The organism is Streptomyces sp. NPDC005483 (assembly GCF_040606035.1).
Lineage (GTDB): Bacteria > Actinomycetota > Actinomycetes > Streptomycetales > Streptomycetaceae > Streptomyces.
The window spans coordinates 194,858-215,854 of sequence record NZ_JBEXEA010000018.1; the positions used below are offsets into that span (position 1 = coordinate 194,858).

The following is a 20,997-nucleotide window of genomic DNA, read 5'->3' on the forward strand; positions in this document are numbered from 1 at the left end:
TGCCGTACGGACCGTAACCCCGCGCCGACGTGGGGCGTTGCCGGGCAGACCGCCCGCGCCGACCCATGGATGTGTGCCGTGCCCAGGTTCAGTGTCATCGTCCCCGCGTACAAGGTTCAGGCGTACCTGCCCGCATGCCTGGAGTCGGTGCTGTCACAGTCGTACGAGGATCTGGAGCTGATCGCGGTCGACGACCGCTCGCCGGACGCGTGCGGCGAGATCGTCGACGAGTTCGCGGCCCGCGATCCCCGGGTCCGGGCGGTTCATCTGGCGAACAACTCGGGGCTCGGCCAGGCCCGCAACGCCGGGGTGGCCGAGGCGACGGGCGACTACCTGCTGTTCCTCGACGGCGACGACACCCTCACGCCGCACGCGCTGCGGGCGATCGCCGACCGGCTGAAGGAGACCGGCGAACCGGACGTCCTGGTCCACGACCACGCGCTCGTCCACTGGTCGGGCGAGACCGTCGGCGGCAGCTTTACGGGCGGGCTCACCGAGCAGGGCCCGGCGCCGTTCGGGCTGGAGGACCGCCCGGGGCTGCTGCGGGTGCCGGCGGTGGCCTGGAACAAGGCGTACCGCAGGGAGTTCGTCGAGCGCGAGGGCTTCGCCTTCCCTCCCGGCCATCACGCGGACCTGCCCTGGACCTGCCAGGCCCTGATGGCCGCCGAGTCGATCGCCACCCTGGACCGGGTCTGCGTCCACCATCGCCGGCACCGCGGAGGCGAACCCCTCGTCGCGGCCGGCCACTTCGACCTGTTCGAGCAGTACGACAGGGCCTTCGCGTACGTCGACTCGCGCCGCGAACTCGCCCGCTGGCGGCCCGTGTTGTTCCTCCGCATGGTGGACGACCTCTGGGCGGTGTTCGCTCAGCGGGACCGTCTCCCCCGCGGCAGCCGTGCCGAGTTCCTGCGCCGGGCCCGCGCCCACTACCGCGCCCACCGCACCCCGGGCCACCCGGTCCCGGCGCGCTCCCGGCCGCGCCACACCGTGATCCGCCTGGGCCTGTACCGAGCCCACCGGCTCGCGGAACTGGCCCGGAGCTTCGGCCGTGGGGCCGCCCGCCCTGCCGTACGCCTCGCCAGGTCCCTGCACGCGGCGGCCCTGCGACTCCACTACCGCGTCCAGCTCCGCCTCCCCCTGTGCGGGGACCGTGCCGTCTTCGCCGCGTACGGCGGCCGCGGCCACGGCTGCAACCCGGGCGCGCTGGAGGAGGCGTTCCGCACCTTCGCCCCGCACATCCGTACCGCGTGGATCGCCCGCCCGGAGCACCACCACACGATCCCGACCGCGACCCGCCGCATCCGACCCGGCACGGCCGCCTACTGGACGGCGCTCGCCCGCTCCAAGTACCTCGTGAACAACACCGACTTCGACCGCCTTCTGGTCAAGCGGACCGGACAGATCCTCGTCCAGACCCAACACGGCACGCCTCTCAAGCACATGGGCCTCGACCTCCAGGAACGCCCGGCGGCAGCAGGGGACTTGGACTTCGAGGCGATGCTGCGCGGCGTCGACCAGTGGGACTACCTCCTGTCCGCCAACCGCCACACCACCCTGACCTGGGAGCGGGTCTACCCCGGCGGCTACACCACGCTCCCCTACGGCCAGCCCCGCAACGACGTGTTCCAGCGGGCGACCTCGGAGGACGTACGACGGCTGCGCGAGTCCCTCGGCATCCCCGCGGGCTCGGTCGCCATCCTGTACGCGCCCACCTACCGCGACCACCGCCGCACCCAGCGGGCCGGCCTCGACCTGGCCCGCCTCCTGCGCCGCCTGGGCCCCCGCTTCGTGGTGCTGGCCCGCGCCCACCACCGGCACGGCGGCCCGCTCGTCTCCCCCGCGACCGGCCGGGTCATCGACGTCACGGACCACCCGAGCGTCGAGTCCCTGTGCCTCGCCTCGGACGTCCTGGTCACCGACTACTCGTCCCTGATGTTCGACTACGCGGGCCTGGACCGGCCGATCGTGATCCATACCTCCGCCGACGACCGGGCGGCGTACGAAGCGGCCCGCGGCACCTACTTCGACCTGCGGTCCTTCGCGCCGGGAGCGGTCGCGCGCAGCGAGGACGAACTGACTGACATCTTCGCCAGCGGCCACTGGCGCGGCTCCCGCTCCACCCAGTTGCGCTCGGCGTTCCGCGAGCGTTTCTGCCCGTACGACGACGGCCGCGCCGCCGAACGGGTCGTACGCCGTGTCGTCCTGGGCGAGACCGAGGTGCCCCCGGTGATCCCGCTCGCAGAGCGTCACCCGGTGCCGTCGGCGGTGGCCGCGCTCGGCCGTCCCCCGCTGGCCACCGTGCCCCGCCCCGCGACGGAAACGCCCGTCACCGAGACCCGCTAGGAGGAGCCCGTGCCGTCCAGTCCGTCCCGTCCCACCCCGACCCGCCCGTCCACCTGGCGCCCGGTGGGACGGCCGGGGCGCCGGCTCCGCCGTCCTGCCGCGCGGACGGTGGACGGCCGCCGCTAGCCCCGGGCCGCCTCCGGGTGCAGCCGCACCCAGCCCTCCCACGCCGACGTGATCATGTCCTGGACGTCGTGCTTGGCCTTCCAGCCGAGTTCTGTGGCCGCCACGTCGGCGGAGGCGACGACCCGGGCCGGGTCTCCGGGCCGGCGGGGCGTGACGGTCGGGGGGCGGTCGTAGCCGGTGACCGCGTTGATGTGGTCGATCATCTCGCGGACGGAGACGCCCTCGCCGCGGCCGATGTTGACGGTGAGGCCGCGTCCCGGGGCGGACTGCAGGGTGCGGGCGGCGGCCACGTGGGCCTCGGCCAGGTCGGCGACGTGGATGTAGTCGCGGACGCAGGTGCCGTCGGGGGTGTCGTAGTCGTCGCCGAAGATGCGCGGGGCCGCGTCCTCGGTGAGCTTCTCGAAGACCATCGGGACGATGTTGAAGACGCCCGTGTCGGCCAGCTCGGGGCTCGCCGCGCCCGCCACGTTGAAGTAGCGGAGGCAGGCGGTGGAGAGACCGGTCGCGCGACCCGTGGCACGGACCAGCCACTCCCCGGCCAGCTTGGTCTCGCCGTACGGGGACATCGGCGCGCACGGGGTCCGCTCCGTCACCAGCGGGACGTCCGGCATGCCGTACACCGCCGCCGAGGACGAGAAGACGAAGGAGGGGACGCCGGCCGTGGTCACCGCCTCCAGCAGGACGCGCAGACCCTCGACGTTCTCCCGGTAGTAGTGCAGCGGCAGCTCCACCGACTCGCCGACCTGCTTCTTCGCCGCGAGGTGGACCACACCGGTGACCTCGTGGTCCGCCAGGGTGTGCGCGACCCGCTCGGCGTCCAGCGTGGAACCCACCACCAGCGGCACGTCGGCCGGCACGCGCTCGGCGACGCCGGCGGACAGGTCGTCGTACACGACCGCCTGCTCGCCCGCCCCGGTCATCGCCCTCACGACGTGCGCCCCGATGTAGCCGGCGCCGCCGGTGATCAGCCAGGTCATGTACGGCCGTCCCCTCTTCGGTTGACCCGTGTCCGCGTATCAGTGAACCAGGCGGTATCGACGCCTTTCCGGTGACTGCCAGTCCTCAGCCCGTCCTGAGCCAGTCCTTGCTCGGTCCTCCGTCAGTCCTCGTCGGGCAGCTCGGCGTGCACGGCCTGGTCCAGTGCCGACGTGAGCTGGTCGAGGCGGGTCCGCAGAGCGCGGATCTCGTCCAGGTCGAGGCTGGTCGCCGAGAAGATCTGGCGGGGCACCTGTTCCGCGCGCTCGCGCAGGGCGGCGCCCTCCTCGGTGAGCCGCACCTGCACCGAGCGCTCGTCGCGGGCACTGCGCTCGCGCCGGACCAGGCCCGCCGCCTCCAGCCGCTTGAGAAGCGGGGACAGGGTGCCCGAGTCGAGCCGCAGGTGCTCGCCGAGCTTCTTGACGGGCAGCTCGCCGTGCTCCCACAGCAGCAGCATCACCAGGTATTGCGGGTAGGTGATCCCCAGGTCCTTGAGGACCACGCGATAGACGCTGCCGAAGGCGCGGGAGGCCGCGTTCAGGGAGAAGCAGATCTGCTGGTCGAGACGGAGCCAGTCGGTGGCGGTCGGAGTGGCGGTCGGGGACGTGTCCATGCGTCCAGGATAGCGCTTGTCGGCGATTTAGTTGTGCGCAATTGAATTGTGTGCTCTACTTGTCGTCGTGAGGCGGCCGCAGAAGAGCCGCCGAGACAAGACTTCGAGAGGGATGGTCTTCCATGGACGCGCTCTACACCGCTGTCGCCACCGCCACCCACGGCCGTGACGGCCGGGCCTACACCAACGACGGCAAGATCGACGTCGCGCTGGCCCCGCCGGTGGAGCTGGGCGGCAACGGGCAGGGCACCAACCCGGAGCAGCTGTTCGCAGCCGGTTACGCCGCCTGCTTCGGCAGCGCCCTCGGTCTCGTCGGCCGCCAGGCCAAGGTCGACGTCAGCGACGCCGCCGTCACCGCCGAGGTCGGCATAGGCAAGCAGGGCGAGGGCTTCGGCCTCAAGGTCGCCCTCCGCGTCGAGCTCCCCGACACCGTGGACGCGGAGACCGGCCGCAAGCTCGTCGAGCAGGCCCACCAGGTCTGCCCCTACTCCAACGCCACCCGCGGCAACATCGAGGTCGAGCTCGTCATCGAGTAGGCCGGGATCCGGCCTGCGGGGGTCGGGACAGCGGCAGCTCGGACAGTCCGCGCAGGAGGCGCGTGACTGCTCCGGGCTAGCCTGCGTGAATGGTCGTTCGCGCAGAGCGCGCCCTGGGCGCTGTCGTCGGTTCCGCCGTGGGGGACGCGTTGGGCGCCCCCTTCGAGTTCGGGCCGGAGGGCGCCTTCTCGGACCGGTTCCCGGAGCCGGGGCACGGCGGCGAGATGTGCGGGGGCGGCGGCTGGGATCCGGGCGAGGCGACCGACGACACGCAGATGGCGGTCCTGACAGCCGAGTCCCTCGCGGAGTGCGGCGGGCTCGAACTCCCGGATGTCTTCCGCCGGTTCCAGCGTTGGGCGGCCGCCGAGCCGAAGGACATCGGCCTCCAGACCGAGGCCGTACTGGGCAGCGGTGACCCGTGGGACACCGCTGCCGCCCTCCACTTCCAGGTGAACCAGCGGGCGGCGGGAAACGGCGCGTTGATGCGGGCCGCCCCGTCCGCCGTGTACTTCGCCGCCCATGGCCGCGAGGCCACCATGACCGCCGGCCGCCGCCTGGCCGCCCTCACGCACGGCGACCGGGCGGCCTGGGAGGGCACGGCCGTCTTCCACGAACTGGTTCGGGTGGCCCTGGCCGGCCACGACCCGCTGGACGCCGTGGAAGCCACCCTTGACGCGGTCCACCGGGACCACCGTCGGCGCTACGCCACCGTCCTGGCCCCCGACTGGCACCCGGACCAGGCCACCGAGTTCAACGGCGCCGTATGGCCCTGCCTGGGCTCCGCGGTCTGGGCGCTGCGTACGTCGACCTCGTACGAGACGGCCGTACGCGCCGCGATCGACCTGGGCGGCGACACGGACACGGTGGCAGCGGTGACGGGCGGCCTGGCGGGAGCGGTGTACGGCGTCACGGCCATTCCGGAGCGCTGGACGACGCCCCTGCATGTGCCGCTGCCGGGCTTCTCCGACCGGGTACTGAGAACGCCCGACCTGGCAGCCCTCACCCAACTCCTCACGGATTGACGGAAGCGCTTTGAGGTGAGACGGCGGCGTGTCGACGTGCGGCTCGCCGCGCGGGCGGCCTGGCTCCTGGACGGAGTGAGCCAGGAGGGAGCGGACGGCCACGTCCCCGCCCGCTGTCCCGGCTCCGGCTGGACGGGCTGATCGGGCCCACGGAGAGCGGCGGTGGCCGGATCCGGGTGTTCGCCCCGGAACTCCTCGCCCTGCGTACGGCACCGGACTCCGGCCACGGCCACTGGGCCGACCGCTGAGGCTCAGAGCGCCTTCAGCGCCTCCGTCGTCGCCCGGGCCAGCGCCGCGAGATACCCCTTCGGGAGCTTCGGGCTCCGGATCACCACCGAGCGCCAGTACAGGGGGCCGGAGATGAGATCGAGGGCCAGTTCGTCGTTGAAGCCCGTGCGCAGCTCCCCGCGCCGCTCCGCCGCCGAGATGATCTTGCTGGCGACACCCTCCTGGCCCTTCTGCAACGCGTTCTGCAGGGCCTCGGCGATCTCGGGGTTACGGGCCGCCTCCGCCTGGAGGTCCGGGATGATCTGCGAGGCCACCGGGTGCCGCAGCGCCCGCGACGTCACCTCGTAGAGCATCCGCAGATCGTCCTCCAGCGAGCCCGTGTCCGGCACCGGCAGGCCCATCACCGCGATCTCCGAGACGACGTCGAGGACCAGGTGCAGCTTGGAACGCCAACGGCGGTAGACCGCGGTCTTGCCGACGCCCGCGCGGCGCGCGATGCCCTCGATCGACATCCGCGCGTATCCGACGGCCGCGAGTTCCTCGAAGACGGCGCCGCGGATGGCCTCCGTCACATCCTCACGGAGTACGGCGGCTCCTGCCGGGGCACGGCGGCGCGTACGGGTCTGCGGCGCGTCGGCGTTGGTCGTCATGCGGACCAGCATAGGGCGTAGCGACGAAACGGTCCCGTTCCGACGCGAGTCGTCGCGACGGGACGGTGCCGTCCCGACGGAGCTCGTCACGACGATACGGTTACGTTCCAACGTCACCCGTGACGACGAAACGGTTGCGTTCCGACGCTCACTCGCCTTACGCTCACGTTGCGACGATACGGTCCCGTCCCGACGTAAGAAAACGTGAAGAGTCACGTAAGGAAACGTCGGATGACGGGCGCGCCAGCCGCACGCGCACCACCCCCACCCTCCGAGCGAAAGCAGCGGATGTGAGCCAGGTCCTCGACACACCGCCCCCGACAGCGTCCCCGGCCGACGACGACCTCTCGGCCCTGGCCGCCCGGCACGGCCTCGCGGTCAGCGGCGCCCGCCCCTCCCTGCCGGACTACGTCCGGCAGCTGTGGGCACGGCGTCACTTCATCACCGCGTTCTCGACCGCCAAGCTCACCGCGCAGTACAGCCAGGCGAAGCTGGGCCAGGTCTGGCAGGTGATGACCCCGCTCCTGAACGCGGCGGTGTACTACTTCATCTTCGGCGTGCTGCTGGGCACCAAGAGGAACGTGCCGGACTACGTCCCGTTCCTGGTCACGGGCGTGTTCATCTGGACGTTCACCCAGAGTTCGATCATGGCGGGCACCCGGGCGATCTCCGGCAACCTCGGCCTCGTGCGGGCGCTGCACTTCCCGCGAGCCGCGCTGCCGATCTCGTTCGCCCTCCAGCAGTTGCAGCAGCTGCTCTTCTCGATGGCCGCCCTGGTCGTGATCCTGCTCTGCTTCGGTGTCCCGGTCGCCGCGTCCTGGCTGCTGGCGGTGCCGGCGCTGGTGCTGCAGTCAGTCTTCAACGCGGGCGTCTCGATGATCATGGCGCGGATGGGCGCCAAGACGCCGGACATCGCACAGCTGATGCCGTTCGTCCTGCGCACCTGGATGTACGTCTCCGGCGTGATGTGGAGCATCGACAAGCTGGCCAAGGGCCACCACGACTGGCCGTCCTGGGTGGTGCCCGTACTCCAGGCCAACCCGGCCGCCGTCTACATCGACCTGATGCGCTACGCCCTGATCGACAGCTTCCACGCCGGCCAGCTGCCGCACCACGTGTGGGCGCTCGCGGTGGGCTGGGCGCTGGTCGCCGGCCTCGGCGGCTTCATCTACTTCTGGAAGGCTGAGGAGACGTACGGCCGTGGCTGACATCGAGAACGACAAGATCCCCACCGTCGTCGTCGACGGCGTCGACATCGTCTACCGCGTCAACGGCACCGGTGCGGGCAAGGGCTCCGCCACCGCCGCCCTCAACCGGATGCTGCGCCGGGGACAGGTGGAGAAGGCGGCGGGCGTACGCAAGGTGCACGCGGTCAAGAACGTGTCGTTCGTCGCCTACAAGGGCGAGGCGATCGGGCTGATCGGCACCAACGGCTCCGGCAAGTCGACCCTGCTCAAGGCGGTCGCGGGCCTGCTCCCGGTGGAGAACGGCCGTATCTTCACCGACGGCCAGCCCTCCCTCCTCGGCGTCAACGCCGCCCTGATGAACGACCTCACCGGCGAGCGCAACGTCCACCTCGGCGGCCTCGCCATGGGCATGTCCCGCGAGCAGGTCAGGGACCGCTACCAGGAGATCGTCGACTTCTCCGGGATCAACGAGAAGGGCGATTTCATCACCCTTCCGATGCGGACGTACTCCTCCGGCATGGCGGCCCGGCTGCGCTTCTCCATCGCCGCGGCCAAGGACCACGACGTCCTCCTCATCGACGAGGCCCTCGCCACCGGCGACCGCTCCTTCCAGAAGCGCTCCGAGCAGCGCATCCGGGAACTGCGCAAGCACGCGGGCACGGTGTTCCTGGTCAGCCACAGCAACAAGTCGATCCGCGACACCTGCGACCGGGTGCTGTGGCTGGAGCGCGGCGAACTGCGCATGGACGGCCCCACCGACGAGGTCCTTGCGGCCTACGAGGACTTCACGGGCGGCCCGGACAAGGCGAAGCCGCAGCCGAAGGCCGCCGCCTGAGGCTCCGTCCCGGACAGCTGACCGGATGAGCGAGGGCGCCCCGAGCCGCATGGCCCGGGGCGCCCTCGTCGTCGTACCGCTTACGAATGCTGCCGCAGCAGCGTCCTCATGGTGCGCATCGCCACCGACAGGTTGGCCAGGTCGAACGCGTCCGAGCTCTGGATCTCCTCCAGGGTGGTGCGCGCCCGGCCGAGGATCGGGGCGTTCTTCTCCTCCCAGGCCTTGAAGCGCTGCTCGGGGGTCGAGGTGCCGTTGCCGACGGCCAGGACGTCCGCGGTCAGCGCCGAGTGGGCCGCGTAGAGGTCCTCGCGGATGGAGGCGCGGGCCATGGACTGCCAGCGGTCGGCGCGGGGCAGCTCGATGATGCGGTCCATGAGCTGGGTGATGTGGAGACGGTCGGCGAGGTCGTAGTACACCTCGGCGACGTCCAGCGGGTCGCGGCCCATGCGGTCGGCCACCGAGACGATGTCCAGCGTCGGGAAGGCCGAGGAGAACCCGGCCACGCGCGTGGCGAGTTCGTCCGGGACCCCGGAGCCGCTCAACTCGTCGTAGATCTTCTGGTACCACTCCAGGTCGGCGCCCCGCAGCAGCTTCGGCAGCTGCGACCACACCTGTTCGACGCGGTCGCCGAAGAACTCGACGGTCTCGGCAAGCTGGAGCGGCTGCGGCCGGTTGTTGAGCAGCCAGCGCGTGCCGCGCTCGACGAGGCGGCGCGAGTGCAGGCGGATCCGGGTCAGTACGGCGGCCTCGACCTGGTTGTCGAGCGCCTCGACCCCGTCCCACACCACCCCGGAGCGGAAGATCGCGCGGGCCACGGTCTGCGCCCGGACGATCTCCTCGAGAGAGGCACCGGTCTCCTCGCGCAGGCGGTGCAGATAGGTCGTACCGCCGGTGTTGACCGTGTCGTTGACCAGGACGGTCGTGGTGATCTCGCGGTGCAGCGGGTGGTTGTCGATGTGCTCGGGGAACTTCTCGCGCAGCGCGGCCGGGAAGTACGTGTGCAGCAGACCGTGCAGGTAGGGGTCGTCGGGGAGCGAGGTGTGCAGCAGTTCCTCGGCGACCGTGATCTTCGTGTACGCCAGCAGGACGGCCGTCTCCGGGCTGGTGAGGCCCTGCGCGGTGTTCAGCCGCTCGCGGATCTGGCGGTCGGTGGGCAGGAACTCCAGGGCCCGGTCGAGGTGGCCCTCGCGCACCAGGTGGCGCATGAAGCGCTGCTGGGCGTGGAGCATGTCCTTGGACTGGGCGAGCGCGTTGGCGATCGCGGTGTTCTGCGCGTAGTTGTTGCGCAGGACGAGGCGGCCGACCTCGTCGGTCATCTCGGCGAGCAGCTTGTTGCGCTGCTTGACCGTCATGTCGCCCTCGGTGACCAGGCCGTTGAGCAGGATCTTGATGTTCACCTCGTGGTCGGAGGTGTCCACGCCCGCGCTGTTGTCGATGGCGTCGGTGTTGATCTTGCCGCCGTGCAGCGCGAACTCGATCCGGCCGAGCTGGGTCAGGCCCAGGTTGCCGCCCTCGCCGACGACCCGCACGCGCAGGTCGGCGCCGTCGACGCGGATCGGGTCGTTGGCCTTGTCGCCGACGTCCGCGTGGGTCTCCGTGGACGCCTTCACGTACGTGCCGATGCCGCCGTTCCACAGCAGGTCCACCGGCGCCTTGAGAATCGCCTTCATCAGGTCGGCCGGGGTCATCTTGGTGACCTTGTCCTCGATGCCGAGGACCTCGCGGATATGGGCGTTGACCTGGATGGACTTGGCGGTACGGGGGAAGACGCCGCCGCCGGCGGAGATCAGCTCGGTGTTGTAGTCGGCCCAGCTGGAGCGCGGGAGGTCGAAGATGCGGCGGCGCTCGGCGTAGGAGGTCGCCGCGTCGGGCTTCGGGTCGATGAAGATGTGCCGGTGGTCGAAGGCGGCGACCAGGCGGATGTGTTCGGAGAGCAGCATGCCGTTGCCGAACACGTCACCGGACATGTCACCGATGCCGACGACGGTGAAGTCTTCGGACTGGGTGTCGAGGTCCAGTTCGCGGAAGTGCCGCTTGACGGACTCCCAGGCGCCGCGGGCGGTGATGCCCATGCCCTTGTGGTCGTAGCCGGCCGAGCCGCCGGAGGCGAAGGCGTCACCGAGCCAGAAGTTGTACGACTCCGCGACCCCGTTGGCGATGTCCGAGAAGGTCGCGGTGCCCTTGTCGGCCGCGACCACCAGGTAGGTGTCGTCCTCGTCGTGCCGGACGACGTCCGCCGGGGGCACGACCTCGCCGGCCACCATGTTGTCGGTGATGTCGAGCAGCGCCGAGATGAACATCTTGTAGCTGGCGATGCCCTCGGCCAGCCACGCGTCCCGGTCGACGGACGGGTCGGGCAGCTGCTTGGCGACGAAGCCGCCCTTGGCGCCGACCGGCACGATGACGGTGTTCTTCACCATCTGCGCCTTGACCAGGCCGAGGATCTCGGTGCGGAAGTCCTCACGCCGGTCGGACCAGCGCAGCCCGCCACGCGCGACCTTGCCGAAGCGCAGGTGCACGCCCTCGACGCGCGGCGAGTAGACCCAGATCTCGAACGCCGGGCGCGGGGCCGGCAGGTCGGGGATGGCCTGCGGGTCGAACTTCATGGAGACGTAGTCGTGCGGCTTGCCGCCCGCGGCCTCCTGGAAGAAGTTGGTGCGCAGGGTCGCCTTGATGACGGTCAGGAAGGAGCGGAGGATCCTGTCCTCGTCGAGCGAGGCCACCTGGTCGAGCGCCGCGTCGAGCTCCTCCAGGAGGGCGTCCACGAGTTCGTGTCCTGCGCGCTGGCGGTCCGGCGACATCCGTGCCTCGAACAGGGAGACGAGCAGCCGGGTCGTGTGGACGTTGTGGCGGAGGGTGTCCTCCATGTAGTCCTGGCTGAACGTCGAGCCCGCCTGCCGCAGGTACTTGGCGTACGCCCGCAGCACCATCGCCTGGCGCCAGTTCAGGCCGGCGCTCAGCACCAGGGCGTTGAAGCCGTCGTTCTCGGCCTTGCCGGTCCAGGTGGCGGCGAAGGCCTGCTGGAAGCGCTCGCGGCCGTCGTCGCCGAGGTAGTCGCCGGTGCCGTTCTGCGACTTGGGCATGCGCAGGCCGAAGTCGTAGATCCAGGCGATGCTGCGGTCCGAGCAGCGCAGTTCGTAGGGCCGCTCGTCCATGACCTCGACGCCGAGGCGGTTGAGGACCGGCAGGACGGCGGACAGGGAGATCGCGTCGCCCTTGCGGTAGATCTTGAAGCGGCGCTCCTCGGGGGCGGCGCCCACCGGCTCGTAGAGGCTGAGCGCGAAGTCGTTCTCCTCGCCGAGCCGCTCCAGGTGGACGAGGTCGGCGACCGCGGAGCGAGGTCCGTGGTCGGCCTTGTAGCCCTCGGGGAAGGCGCTGCCGTAGCGGCGCGAGAGTTCGGACGCGCGCTCCTCGCCGAGCTCGGCGTTGAGCGCCTCGGCGAAGCCGTCGGCCCAGGAGCGGGCGGCCTCGACCAGGCGGGCCTCGATGCGCTCCTTGTCGCCGTCGCTGAGCTGCGGCAGCTCGGTGCCCTGCGGGACGCGGACCACGAAGTGCAGCCGGGACAGGATCGACTCGGTGTTCCAGGCGGTGAAGTCGACACTGATGCCGTCGAGTTCCTCCTTCAGGATGTCGATGATCCGGAGGCGGACGCCGGTGGTGTAACGGTCGCGGGGCAGGTAGACGAGGGCCGAGTAGTAGCGGCCGTACTCGTCCTGGCGCAGGTACAGGCGCAGCCGCCGCCGCTCCTGGAGGTACAGGACGGAGGTGGCGATGGACTCCAGCTCGTCGGCCGGGGTCTGGAAGAGCTCGTCGCGCGGGTAGGTCTCCAGGATCTGGAGCAGGTCGCGGCCGTCGTGGCTGTTGGGCGAGAACCCGGCCCTTTCGAGCACCTCGTCCACCTTGCGCCGAATGACCGGAACCCGGCGCACCGACTCGGTGTAGGCGGCGGAGGAGAACAGTCCGAGGAAACGCCGCTCGCCGACGACGTTGCCGTCCGCGTCGAACTTCTTGACCCCGATGTAGTCGAGGTACGACGGCCTGTGCACCGTCGCCCGGCTGTTGGCCTTGGTCAGCACGAGGAGGTTGTGCTCACGCGCCTTCGCGCGGGCGTCGGCGGGCAGCCGCTCGAAGGACGGGCTGACCGGGTGGCCCTCCTCGCCGGCGTGGTGCGGGTCGGAGCGCAGGATGCCGAGACCGGTGCCCGGCACGGCCGCGAGGGAGTCGTCCGGCCTGAGCTGGTACTCGCGGTAGCCGAGGAAGGTGAAGTGGTCGGCGGCCAGCCAGCGCAGCAGCTCGCGGGCCTCGTCGATCTCCGTGTCGCGCAGGTCGGTGGCGACGGGCTCGGCGGGCAGTTCGTCGGCCATCCGCAGGGCCGCGTCCCGCATCTTCTCCCAGTCCTCGACGGCCTCCCGGACGTCGGACAGGACACGCAGCAGGTCGTGGGTGATCTGCTTCAGGTCGCCGCGGTCGGTCTCGCGGTCGATCTCGACGTGGATCCAGGACTCGGTGTGCGCGTCGTGCGGAAGGTCAGCGGCGTAGGGCGTGGCGGTGAGGACCTCGATCAGCCTGCCCGTGAGGTCGCGGCGGACGACGACCTGGGGGTGGATGACGACATGGATGCCGCGCCCCTGCCGGGTCAGCTCGTTGGTGACGGAGTCGACGAGGAAGGGCATGTCGTCGGTGACGACCTCGACGACCGAGTGGGTGCACGTCCAGCCGTTCTCCTCCACCGTGGGCGTGTGCACCCGGACGTTGGCCGTGCCCTGCGGGCGCGTCTCGCCCAGCCGGAAGTGGGAGAGAGCGGCGCCGTAGATGTCGACCGGGTCGCGGCCGGCGAGGTCTTCCGGGGCCGTGTGCAGGTAGTAGCGCTGGAGGAACGCGAGCACGGTCTCGCTGTCCGGGGTGTCCGGGGTGCGGGGGGTGTCGTCGTCCGTCGTCCCGGTCGGTAGGTGCCCCCCGACCGGGCTGTTCTCAGCTACCCGTGCGGCCCTCTCGAGCAGCTCGGCCTTGGCTTCGTCCAGCTTGGTCTGCATTGTCCTCTGACTCCTGTCGCGCGCCGTTGCGTGACGTAGAAGGAAGTTCGGCTTCTTCCCCTGCGGCTCGACGCCACGGCCCGGGGTCTCCGGTCTGCTCCGACGCTATGCCGCAAGGTGAGAAGAGCGGGGGTATATCAGCCATTCTCGACACGCCCGCCAGGTGTGACGCTGCTCTCTGCCGCGCCGGTGACGAGGGTGTACTCGGCGTCATGGGGGCCCCTACGGCCCCGTCCCGCCCGCGAGGACCAGCGGCCGCCGCCCGGCCACGGAGGTGTTCCGTGCGCACCGGGCGCGGGGCGGGGGCCACAGCGCCCCCGCGGACTATCGCGCTGATCACGCCACAAGGCTATCGCTCATCACAGGGGGGTCGTCATGAGCCGTATGTGTACAAAACCGGGAGTGGAACTTTGACACTCTGCACAGTGCCCGCGTCGCATCCCGGCCATGACCATCTTCCCTTCTCTTCGCGCACCCTCTTGGCAAGCACGCCCCGTCGGTGCACTTTGCCGACATGACCGCAAAAATCCTGATCGTCACCGGTGACGCAGCAGAGTCACTGGAGGTCCTGTACCCCTACCAGCGCCTCCGCGAGGAGGGCTACGACGTCCATATCGCGGCCCCCGCCCGCAAGAAGCTCCGCTTCGTCGTCCACGACTTCGAACCCGGCTTCGACACCTACACCGAGAAGCCCGGCTACACCTGGCCCGCCGACCTGGCCTTCGCCGAGGTCGACGCCGGTCAGTACGCCGCTCTCGTGATCCCCGGCGGCCGCGCCCCCGAGTACCTGCGCAACGACCCCGAGCTCCGCAAGATCCTCAAGTCCTTCTTCGACGCGGACAAGCCGGTCGCGCAGATCTGCCACGGTCCGCTGCTCACCGCCGCGATCGACGGCCTCCGCGGCCGCCGCGTCACCGCCTATCCGGCTCTGGAGCCCGACCATGCAGTCCGCCGGTGCTGCCTTCCAGGACGCCGAGGTGGTCGTCGACGGCACCCTGGTCTCCTCCCGCGCCTGGCCGGACCACTCGGCCTGGATGCGGGAGTTCCTGGGGGTGCTCAGGGCGAAGGCACCGGTGAACTAGCCGACGGGGTGCCGCATGCCGCCGTGGTCGCGGAACCGGCGTGAACCGGTCACGCCGCTATGCGCTCGGCCTCCGCGACCGCCTCCGCCAAGGTGTCCACCACCGGCGCCCCGACCCCCTCGAGGCTGGCCCGGCTGTGCGACCCGCCGGTGTACAGCACAGCCCGCGCCCCCACCCGCATCGCGGCCACCGCGTCGTCCGCGGCGTCCCCGATCACCACGGTCCGAGCCGCTTCCACTCCACCCAGCGCGGCGAGATGCCGCTCCATGTGCTCCGCCTTGCTCCCGCCGGACGGTCCCGTGCGCCCGTCCACCCGCAGGAAGTGCGCCTCGATCCCGAACCCCCGCACCAACGGCACCAGCTCGTCGTGCACGTACATGCTGAGGATCGACTGGCTGCGGCCGGCCGACCGCCACCCCATGAGCAGCTCCACCGCCCCCTCGGTGAGCCCGCACCCCACCCGATGCTCGGCGTAGTACCGGTGGAAGGTCTCGTCCATGACCTCCCACTCGGCGTCCGTGGGCAGTCGGCCGAGCAGTCGCTCGTAGAACTTCGGCACCGGCACGCAGTACAGCGCCCGGTACTGCTCCAACGTGATCGGCGCGAGCCCCAGCTCGCCGAACGCCGCGTTCGTCGCCCCGATGATCGCTTCGTTGTCGTGGAACAGCGTGCCGTTCCAGTCCCAGACGATGTGCGCCCCTGTCAGCTTCCCCATGCCAAAAAAGTACCCGCCCCCACTGACAATCAAGAGGCCGGCAGGTCACAGCGGGTAAAGCCGCGACCCGGCACAGCGGAGAACGGCGGAAGACGGGGTCAGCCGTCCAGTCCCACCAGGTTCGGGATCTCCTGCGTCGCGAACCAGAGCAGCTCGTGGTCCTCGGCCCCGTCCACCACGAACTGCGCGTCGTCGTCCCCCGCGTCCGCCGCCGCCAGCGCGTCCACGGCGGCGGTGACGTCCTCCACCGCGTCGTCCGAGTCGACGTGCACCGCGGCCGCCTTGGCCAGCCTCACCGCCCCCGCGACTCGCACCTCACCGAGCGCCACGGGATCCAGCGCCCGGTCGGGATCGGCGACCGCCGTCCCGTCGGCCACGTCGACGGCCACCACGACCCGGCGCCGCACGGCCCCGGAGTCCGCGGCGAGCAGCCGCAGCGAGGCCAGCGCGGCCCGGTTCAGCGCCGCGTACTCCAGCTCCTCGATGTCGTCGGAGAGGTACCACTCGCGCAGGGCGGGCGTGACGGCGTAGGCGAGGAGCGGTCCGGCCCCCAGCTCACCCGTCTTGTACGCCTCGGCGAGACCGGAGAGGGTCAGGGGGACGTAGACGCGCATGACTGGCCGCTTTCGTGGTCGGAGAACATCATCGGAGGGGCTCCGCGAAGGCCTTCAGGATACGTGCGGGCGTCCCCTTTCGAGTCCCTGCCCAGACCTCCGCAGGCGTCCACCCCGGGCCCGGAATTCACCCGCCCCGCCCCCGGATTCACGGCCTTTCGCGCCCTCCGATCACCCTGATAGGTGAACATTCCGGCCGCCCGACCCGGCCCGCCGCTTCCTTGCCGCCGCGGCCCACGGCCCCGTACAAGATCCCCAAGCAGAAGTTACTGCTCGGTACTTCCGGGCTCGCAGAACGGGGATCCCATGAACAAGGTCATGACCAGGGCCCAGCACCACCCCGGCAGCCGCCCGCCGGCCCGCCGCGACTCCCGCCGCCCGGGCGGCACGCCGCCCCGCACGCCCGGCGGCAGCACGCCTCGCACCGCCCCGGGCGACGGCCGCCCACCGGGCTCCCCCGGCGGCGGCCCCCGCGCCGGTACGGGCCCCGCGGACAGCCGCCCGCAGAACGTCCCGGGCCGGTCCGAGACGACCACCGGACCTTCGCGGCTCGGCACCAGGGCCGGCACTACGCCGACCAGCACGGGCGGCACGACGGTCGACACCACGACCACCGGCACGGGCGGCACCGCGGCCGACACAAGGACCACCGGCACGCACAGCGCCCCCACCGGCACGCGCACCTCGGACGCGACGAACGCTGCCGCCGCCCTCACCCGCACCGCGGCAGCACTCTCCGGCGCAACCACCACCACGCCATACGCCCCCGCCTCGGGCACCGCAGCCCGCGGCACAGCCACCCGGCCGCACCCTGCCCCCGCAGCCACCCCAGCGGTCGTCCCGCCCCAGACTCCGCGGCGCCCCCTCGCCCCTCAGCCTCGCCCCACCGACCTCTTCGCCGATCTCCTCCTCGCCGTGCTGAGCGGTCAGCGCCCCGTCCACTCGATGCTCCGGCACACCGCGGGCCGCGCCTACGACGAGCTGGCCCGGCTCGCCGAACGCGGCCCCCTGCGCACCCGCGGTGCCCGTCCCGTCGTCCGGGACATCGGCTACTACGTCCCCCGACGGGGCGCCGTGGAGGCCTTCGCCCGCATCGGCGCCGGCGACCAGCTGCGCGCCATGGCCTTCCGCCTGGAACAGGGCCAGGATCTGCGCTGGCGCTGCACCGCGGTCGAACTGGGCGGCCCCCGGGCTCCGCGTCCGGACGACGACTGACCGGCCCGGCGAAGCCCGCGAGTTCCTCACAGGCAGAAGGGCCAGCCACCCCGAGGTGACCGGCCCTTCCCACGCCACGGCGCCACTGGCACCGTCACATCCATCCGCTACGGCGACCAGCGCGCCGTAGGCACGGCACTACTTCTTGCGGCGCCCCCGGGCACGGGACTGCTTGCGCCGCTCCGCGCGCGTGAGGCCGTCCGCCTCGGAGCGCACGGGCTCGTCCTCGTCGGAGAACTCGCCCTCGATGACACCGCCCTCGCCGTCCACGGTCGGCGCGGAGAAGTGCAGGTCCCGGCGCTGCGGGGCGTCGAGGCCCTTTGCGCGGATCTCGGGACGCGAGCCCGCCTGCGCGGGAACGGAGTCCTGCTTGGCGAGGGACGGCCGCTCGTCCTCGACCGGGACCTCCTCGACCTGCTGCTCGACCTGGACCTCCAGGTTGAACAGGTAGCCGACGGACTCCTCCTTGATGCCCTCCATCATGGCGGTGAACATGTCGAAGCCCTCGCGCTGGTACTCGACCAGCGGGTCCTTCTGGGCCATCGCGCGCAGGCCGATGCCCTCCTGGAGGTAGTCCATCTCGTAGAGGTGCTCGCGCCACTTACGGTCCAGGACCGACAGCACGACCCGGCGCTCCAGCTCACGCATGATCTCGGAGCCGAGCTGCGCCTCGCGCGCCTCGTACTGCTCGTGGATGTCGTCCTTGATGGACTCGGAGATGTACTCGGCGGTCAGACCCGCGCGGTCGCCGGCCGCGTTCTCCAGCTCCTCGACGGTGATCTTCACCGGGTAGAGCTGCTTGAACGCGCCCCACAGCCGGTCGAGGTCCCAGTCCTCCGCGAAGCCCTCGGCGGTCTCCGCCGCGATGTACGCGTCGATGGTGTCATCCATGAAGTGCACGACCTGCTCCTGCAGGTCCTCGCCCTCCAGGACGCGGCGCCGCTCGCCGTAGATGACCTCGCGCTGCCGGTTGAGGACCTCGTCGTACTTCAGGACGTTCTTACGGGTCTCGAAGTTCTGCTGCTCGACCTGCGACTGCGCGGACGCGATCGCGCGCGTGACCATCTTGTTCTCGATCGGGACGTCGTCCGGGACGTTCGCCATCGACATCACGCGCTCGACCATCTGGGCCTTGAACAGCCGCATCAGGTCGTCACCGAGGGAGAGGTAGAAGCGGGACTCGCCCGGGTCACCCTGACGGCCGGAACGACCGCGCAGCTGGTTGTCGATACGGCGCGACTCGTGCCGCTCGGTACCGAGGACGTAGAGGCCGCCGAGCTCCTTGACCTCCTCGAACTCCGCCTTGACCGCCTGCTCGGCCTTCTCCAGGGCGGCGGGCAGGGCCGCGGCCCACTCCTCGATGTGCTCCTCGGGGTCGAGGCCGCGCTGGCGCAGCTCCGCCTCCGCGAGGTCCTCGGGGTTGCCGCCGAGCTTGATGTCGGTGCCACGGCCGGCCATGTTGGTGGCGACGGTGACGGCGCCCTTGCGGCCGGCCTGGGCGACGATCGTCGCCTCTCGGTCGTGCTGCTTGGCGTTCAGCACCTCGTGCTGAACGCCGCGCTTGCTGAGCTGCTGGGAGAGGTACTCGGACTTCTCGACCGACGTCGTGCCGACGAGGATCGGCTGGCCCTTCTCGTGCTTCTCGACGATGTCGTCGACGACCGCCTCGAACTTCGCGACCTCGGTGCGGTAGATCAGGTCCGACTGGTCCTTCCGGACCATGGGCCGGTTGGTCGGGATCGGGACGACGCCCAGCTTGTAGATCTGGTGGAACTCGGCGGCCTCGGTCATCGCCGTACCGGTCATGCCACAGAGGCCCGGCTGTTCCTTGCCGTTGTGGTCGTGGCGCTTGTAGAGGCGGAAGAAGTTCTGGAGGGTGATCGTGGCGAGGGTCTGGTTCTCGTCCTTGATGTCCACCCCTTCCTTCGCCTCGATCGCCTGGTGCATACCCTCGTTGTAGCGGCGGCCGGCGAGGATACGGCCGGTGTGCTCGTCGACGATCATGACTTCGCCGTCCATGACGACGTAGTCCTTGTCCTTCTTGAAGAGCTCCTTCGCCTTGATGGCGTTGTTCAGGTAGCCCACCAGAGGGGTGTTCACCGACTCGTAGAGGTTGTCGATGCCCAGCCAGTCCTCGACCTTGCTGACACCGGACTCGTGGATGGCGACCGTGCGCTTCTTCTCGTCGACCTCGTAGTCGCCGGTCTCCTCGATGCCCTTGAGGGGGTTGCCGGCCTCGCCCTTCTTCAGGCGGGTGACCAGCTTGGCGAAGTCGCCGTACCACTTGGTGGCCTGGTCGGCCGGGCCGGAGATGATCAGCGGCGTACGGGCCTCGTCGACCAGGATGGAGTCGACCTCGTCGACGATGGCGAAGTTGTGGCCGCGCTGGACGAGTTCGTCCTGGGACCACGCCATGTTGTCGCGCAGGTAGTCGAACCCGAACTCGTTGTTCGTGCCGTAGGTGATGTCGCACGCGTACTGCTGGCGCCGCTGGGCCGGCGTCATGTTGGCGAGGATGCAACCGACCTCGAGGCCCAGGAACTTGTGGACCCGGCCCATCATCTCGGAGTCGCGCTCGGCCAGGTAGTCGTTGACCGTGATCAGGTGGACGCCCTTGCCGGACAGCGCGTTCAGGTACGCGGGCAGCGTGCCGACGAGCGTCTTGCCCTCACCGGTCTTCATCTCGGCCACATAACCGAGGTGGAGGGCGGCGCCGCCCATGATCTGCACGTCGTAGTGGCGCTGGCCCAGCGCGCGCTTGGCGGCCTCGCGCACGGTGGCGAACGCCTCGGGCAGCAGGTCGTCCAGGCTCTCACCGTCGGCGTACCGCTGCTTGTACTCCTCGGTGAGGGCCCGCAGCTCGGCGTCGGAGAGGTCGATGAAGTCCTCTTCGATGGAGTTGACCTGGTCCGCGATGCGGTGCAGCTTGCGCAGGATCTTGCCTTCGCCTGCACGCATGATCTTCGAGAGGACGGACACGGGGGTTGGTCTCCTTGCCGGTCGGGCCTGGGACGGTCGGTTTCCATTTGACTTACTGAGCAACGGCCATCGTATGCGAGGACCCCACCACGTCGGGAGGCCTGCCGGGTACGCCGACTGTCAGCTCCTTCAAATCTGTTTCAAAGGGGACAACGGGCGGGGAACGCCGATGGTGCCGCGCCCCGCTCACGAATTGCGCGAATTGTGATCACCCGATCACCCACAGCGAAGGCGATGGCGTCTCCACCGAACACCTGAGCAGAATCGGCCGATGGAACCCGTCACGCTGACCACGGACCGTCTCCTGCTGCGCGCACCCACCCCGCGGGACACCGAGACCGTCCTCGCGGCCGTGCAGGACCCCGACATCCTGCGCTGGACCACGATCCCCTCGCCCTACCTGGTGGAGCACGCCCAGAGCTTCACCGAGCAACTGGCCCCGGCAGGCTGGGCGAACGGCACGATGTTCACCTGGGGCCTCTTCCTCCCCGAAGGGGAGGACCTGGTGGGCATGCTGGGTCTGACCATGCGCTCGCCGGGCACGGCCGAGATCGGCTACTGGGCCACCAAGGAACACCGCGGCCACGGCTACGTCACCGAGGCCGCGCTCGCCGCCTCCCGCTGGGCCTTCACCGAGCTGTCGATCGACCGCGTGGAGTGGCGCGCGGAAGTGGGCAACCAGCCCTCCCGCGCGGTGGCGGAGCGCGCCGGTTTCATCGTCGAGGGCGTTCTGCGCTCGGGCATCGCCCACCAGGGCGTACGCCGCGACTGCTGGGTGGGCGCGCTGCTGCCCTCGGACCTGGGCCCGCCGTCGACGGCGCAGTACCTCCCCGCCCCCCGGTAG

General features: G+C 70.5%; 15 protein-coding genes and 1 pseudogene. 9 read left to right on the forward strand and 7 right to left on the reverse strand.

Annotation, left to right across the window (positions count from 1 at the left end; all coding sequences use genetic code 11):
- Positions 1-78: 78 nt before the first annotated feature.
- Positions 79-2,343, forward strand: coding sequence for a bifunctional glycosyltransferase family 2 protein/CDP-glycerol:glycerophosphate glycerophosphotransferase (locus tag ABZT06_RS31560; protein ID WP_355748487.1), 2,265 nt, complete (start codon positions 79-81; stop codon positions 2,341-2,343).
- 122 nt (positions 2,344-2,465) lie between these two features.
- On the opposite strand, the gene galE is transcribed toward ABZT06_RS31560, so the two are convergent.
- Both galE and ABZT06_RS31570 read right to left on the reverse strand, forming a co-directional pair.
- Entirely contained in the window at positions 2,466-3,446 is a 981-nt protein-coding gene (gene galE, locus ABZT06_RS31565) for a UDP-glucose 4-epimerase GalE (protein ID WP_355748490.1), read from the reverse strand.
- A 122-nt stretch (positions 3,447-3,568) separates the two neighbouring features.
- Positions 3,569-4,057: a MarR family transcriptional regulator gene (locus ABZT06_RS31570; RefSeq protein WP_355748493.1), complete on the reverse strand. Its 489-nt coding sequence runs from the start codon at positions 4,055-4,057 to the stop codon at positions 3,569-3,571.
- A gap of 122 nt (positions 4,058-4,179) precedes the next feature.
- Here ABZT06_RS31570 and ABZT06_RS31575 point away from each other — a divergent pair, with 122 nt between their 5' ends.
- The 3 genes from ABZT06_RS31575 to ABZT06_RS31585 all read left to right on the forward strand — a co-directional run bounded on the left by ABZT06_RS31575 (position 4,180) and on the right by ABZT06_RS31585 (position 5,756).
- Positions 4,180-4,593 carry an organic hydroperoxide resistance protein gene (locus ABZT06_RS31575; protein ID WP_053850338.1) on the forward strand — a complete coding sequence of 138 codons (414 nt, stop codon included), beginning with the start codon at positions 4,180-4,182 and terminating at the stop codon, positions 4,591-4,593.
- 89 nt (positions 4,594-4,682) lie between these two features.
- Positions 4,683-5,615 (forward strand): ADP-ribosylglycohydrolase family protein, encoded by a 933-nt coding sequence (locus tag ABZT06_RS31580; protein ID WP_355748497.1) that lies wholly within the window; start codon positions 4,683-4,685, stop codon positions 5,613-5,615.
- A gap of 15 nt (positions 5,616-5,630) precedes the next feature.
- Entirely contained in the window at positions 5,631-5,756 is a 126-nt protein-coding gene (locus ABZT06_RS31585) for a hypothetical protein (protein WP_355748500.1), read from the forward strand.
- 110 nt (positions 5,757-5,866) lie between these two features.
- On the opposite strand, the gene ABZT06_RS31590 is transcribed toward ABZT06_RS31585, so the two are convergent.
- Complete coding sequence (locus tag ABZT06_RS31590; protein WP_355748503.1) at positions 5,867-6,505, reverse strand: TetR/AcrR family transcriptional regulator; 639 nt, start codon at positions 6,503-6,505, stop codon at positions 5,867-5,869.
- Between the two features lie 278 nt (positions 6,506-6,783).
- Here ABZT06_RS31590 and ABZT06_RS31595 point away from each other — a divergent pair, with 278 nt between their 5' ends.
- A complete protein-coding gene (locus ABZT06_RS31595) occupies positions 6,784-7,701 on the forward strand; it encodes an ABC transporter permease (RefSeq protein ID WP_355748506.1) in 918 nt (305 codons plus the stop codon).
- Positions 7,694-8,515 carry an ABC transporter ATP-binding protein gene (locus ABZT06_RS31600; RefSeq protein ID WP_355748509.1) on the forward strand — a complete coding sequence of 274 codons (822 nt, stop codon included), beginning with the start codon at positions 7,694-7,696 and terminating at the stop codon, positions 8,513-8,515. Before ABZT06_RS31595 ends, ABZT06_RS31600 begins: the two co-directional genes overlap by 8 nt.
- An 80-nt stretch (positions 8,516-8,595) precedes the next feature.
- Here the strand turns inward: ABZT06_RS31600 and ABZT06_RS31605 are convergent, their stop codons facing one another.
- A complete protein-coding gene (locus tag ABZT06_RS31605; protein WP_355748512.1) occupies positions 8,596-13,548 on the reverse strand; it encodes an NAD-glutamate dehydrogenase in 4,953 nt (1,650 codons plus the stop codon).
- Positions 13,549-14,062: 514 nt separating this feature from the next.
- Between ABZT06_RS31605 and ABZT06_RS31610 the strand changes: the two are divergent.
- Positions 14,063-14,630 (forward strand): annotated as a pseudogene (locus tag ABZT06_RS31610) (DJ-1/PfpI family protein).
- 49 nt (positions 14,631-14,679) lie between these two features.
- Here the strand turns inward: ABZT06_RS31610 and ABZT06_RS31615 are convergent.
- Both ABZT06_RS31615 and ABZT06_RS31620 read right to left on the reverse strand, forming a co-directional pair.
- On the reverse strand, positions 14,680-15,345 hold the full coding sequence (locus ABZT06_RS31615) for an HAD hydrolase-like protein (RefSeq protein ID WP_355748515.1): 666 nt from the start codon (positions 15,343-15,345) through the stop codon (positions 14,680-14,682).
- A 98-nt stretch (positions 15,346-15,443) separates the two neighbouring features.
- A complete protein-coding gene (locus tag ABZT06_RS31620) occupies positions 15,444-15,959 on the reverse strand; it encodes a hypothetical protein (protein WP_355748519.1) in 516 nt (171 codons plus the stop codon).
- 306 nt (positions 15,960-16,265) lie between these two features.
- Here ABZT06_RS31620 and ABZT06_RS31625 point away from each other — a divergent pair, with 306 nt between their 5' ends.
- Positions 16,266-17,174 carry an Rv3235 family protein gene (locus tag ABZT06_RS31625; RefSeq protein ID WP_355748522.1) on the forward strand — a complete coding sequence of 303 codons (909 nt, stop codon included), beginning with the start codon at positions 16,266-16,268 and terminating at the stop codon, positions 17,172-17,174.
- Between the two features lie 138 nt (positions 17,175-17,312).
- On the opposite strand, the gene secA is transcribed toward ABZT06_RS31625, so the two are convergent.
- Positions 17,313-20,153 carry a preprotein translocase subunit SecA gene (gene secA, locus ABZT06_RS31630; RefSeq protein ID WP_355748525.1) on the reverse strand — a complete coding sequence of 947 codons (2,841 nt, stop codon included), beginning with the start codon at positions 20,151-20,153 and terminating at the stop codon, positions 17,313-17,315.
- A gap of 271 nt (positions 20,154-20,424) precedes the next feature.
- Here secA and ABZT06_RS31635 point away from each other — a divergent pair, with 271 nt between their 5' ends.
- A complete protein-coding gene (locus tag ABZT06_RS31635; protein ID WP_355748528.1) occupies positions 20,425-20,997 on the forward strand; it encodes a GNAT family N-acetyltransferase in 573 nt (190 codons plus the stop codon).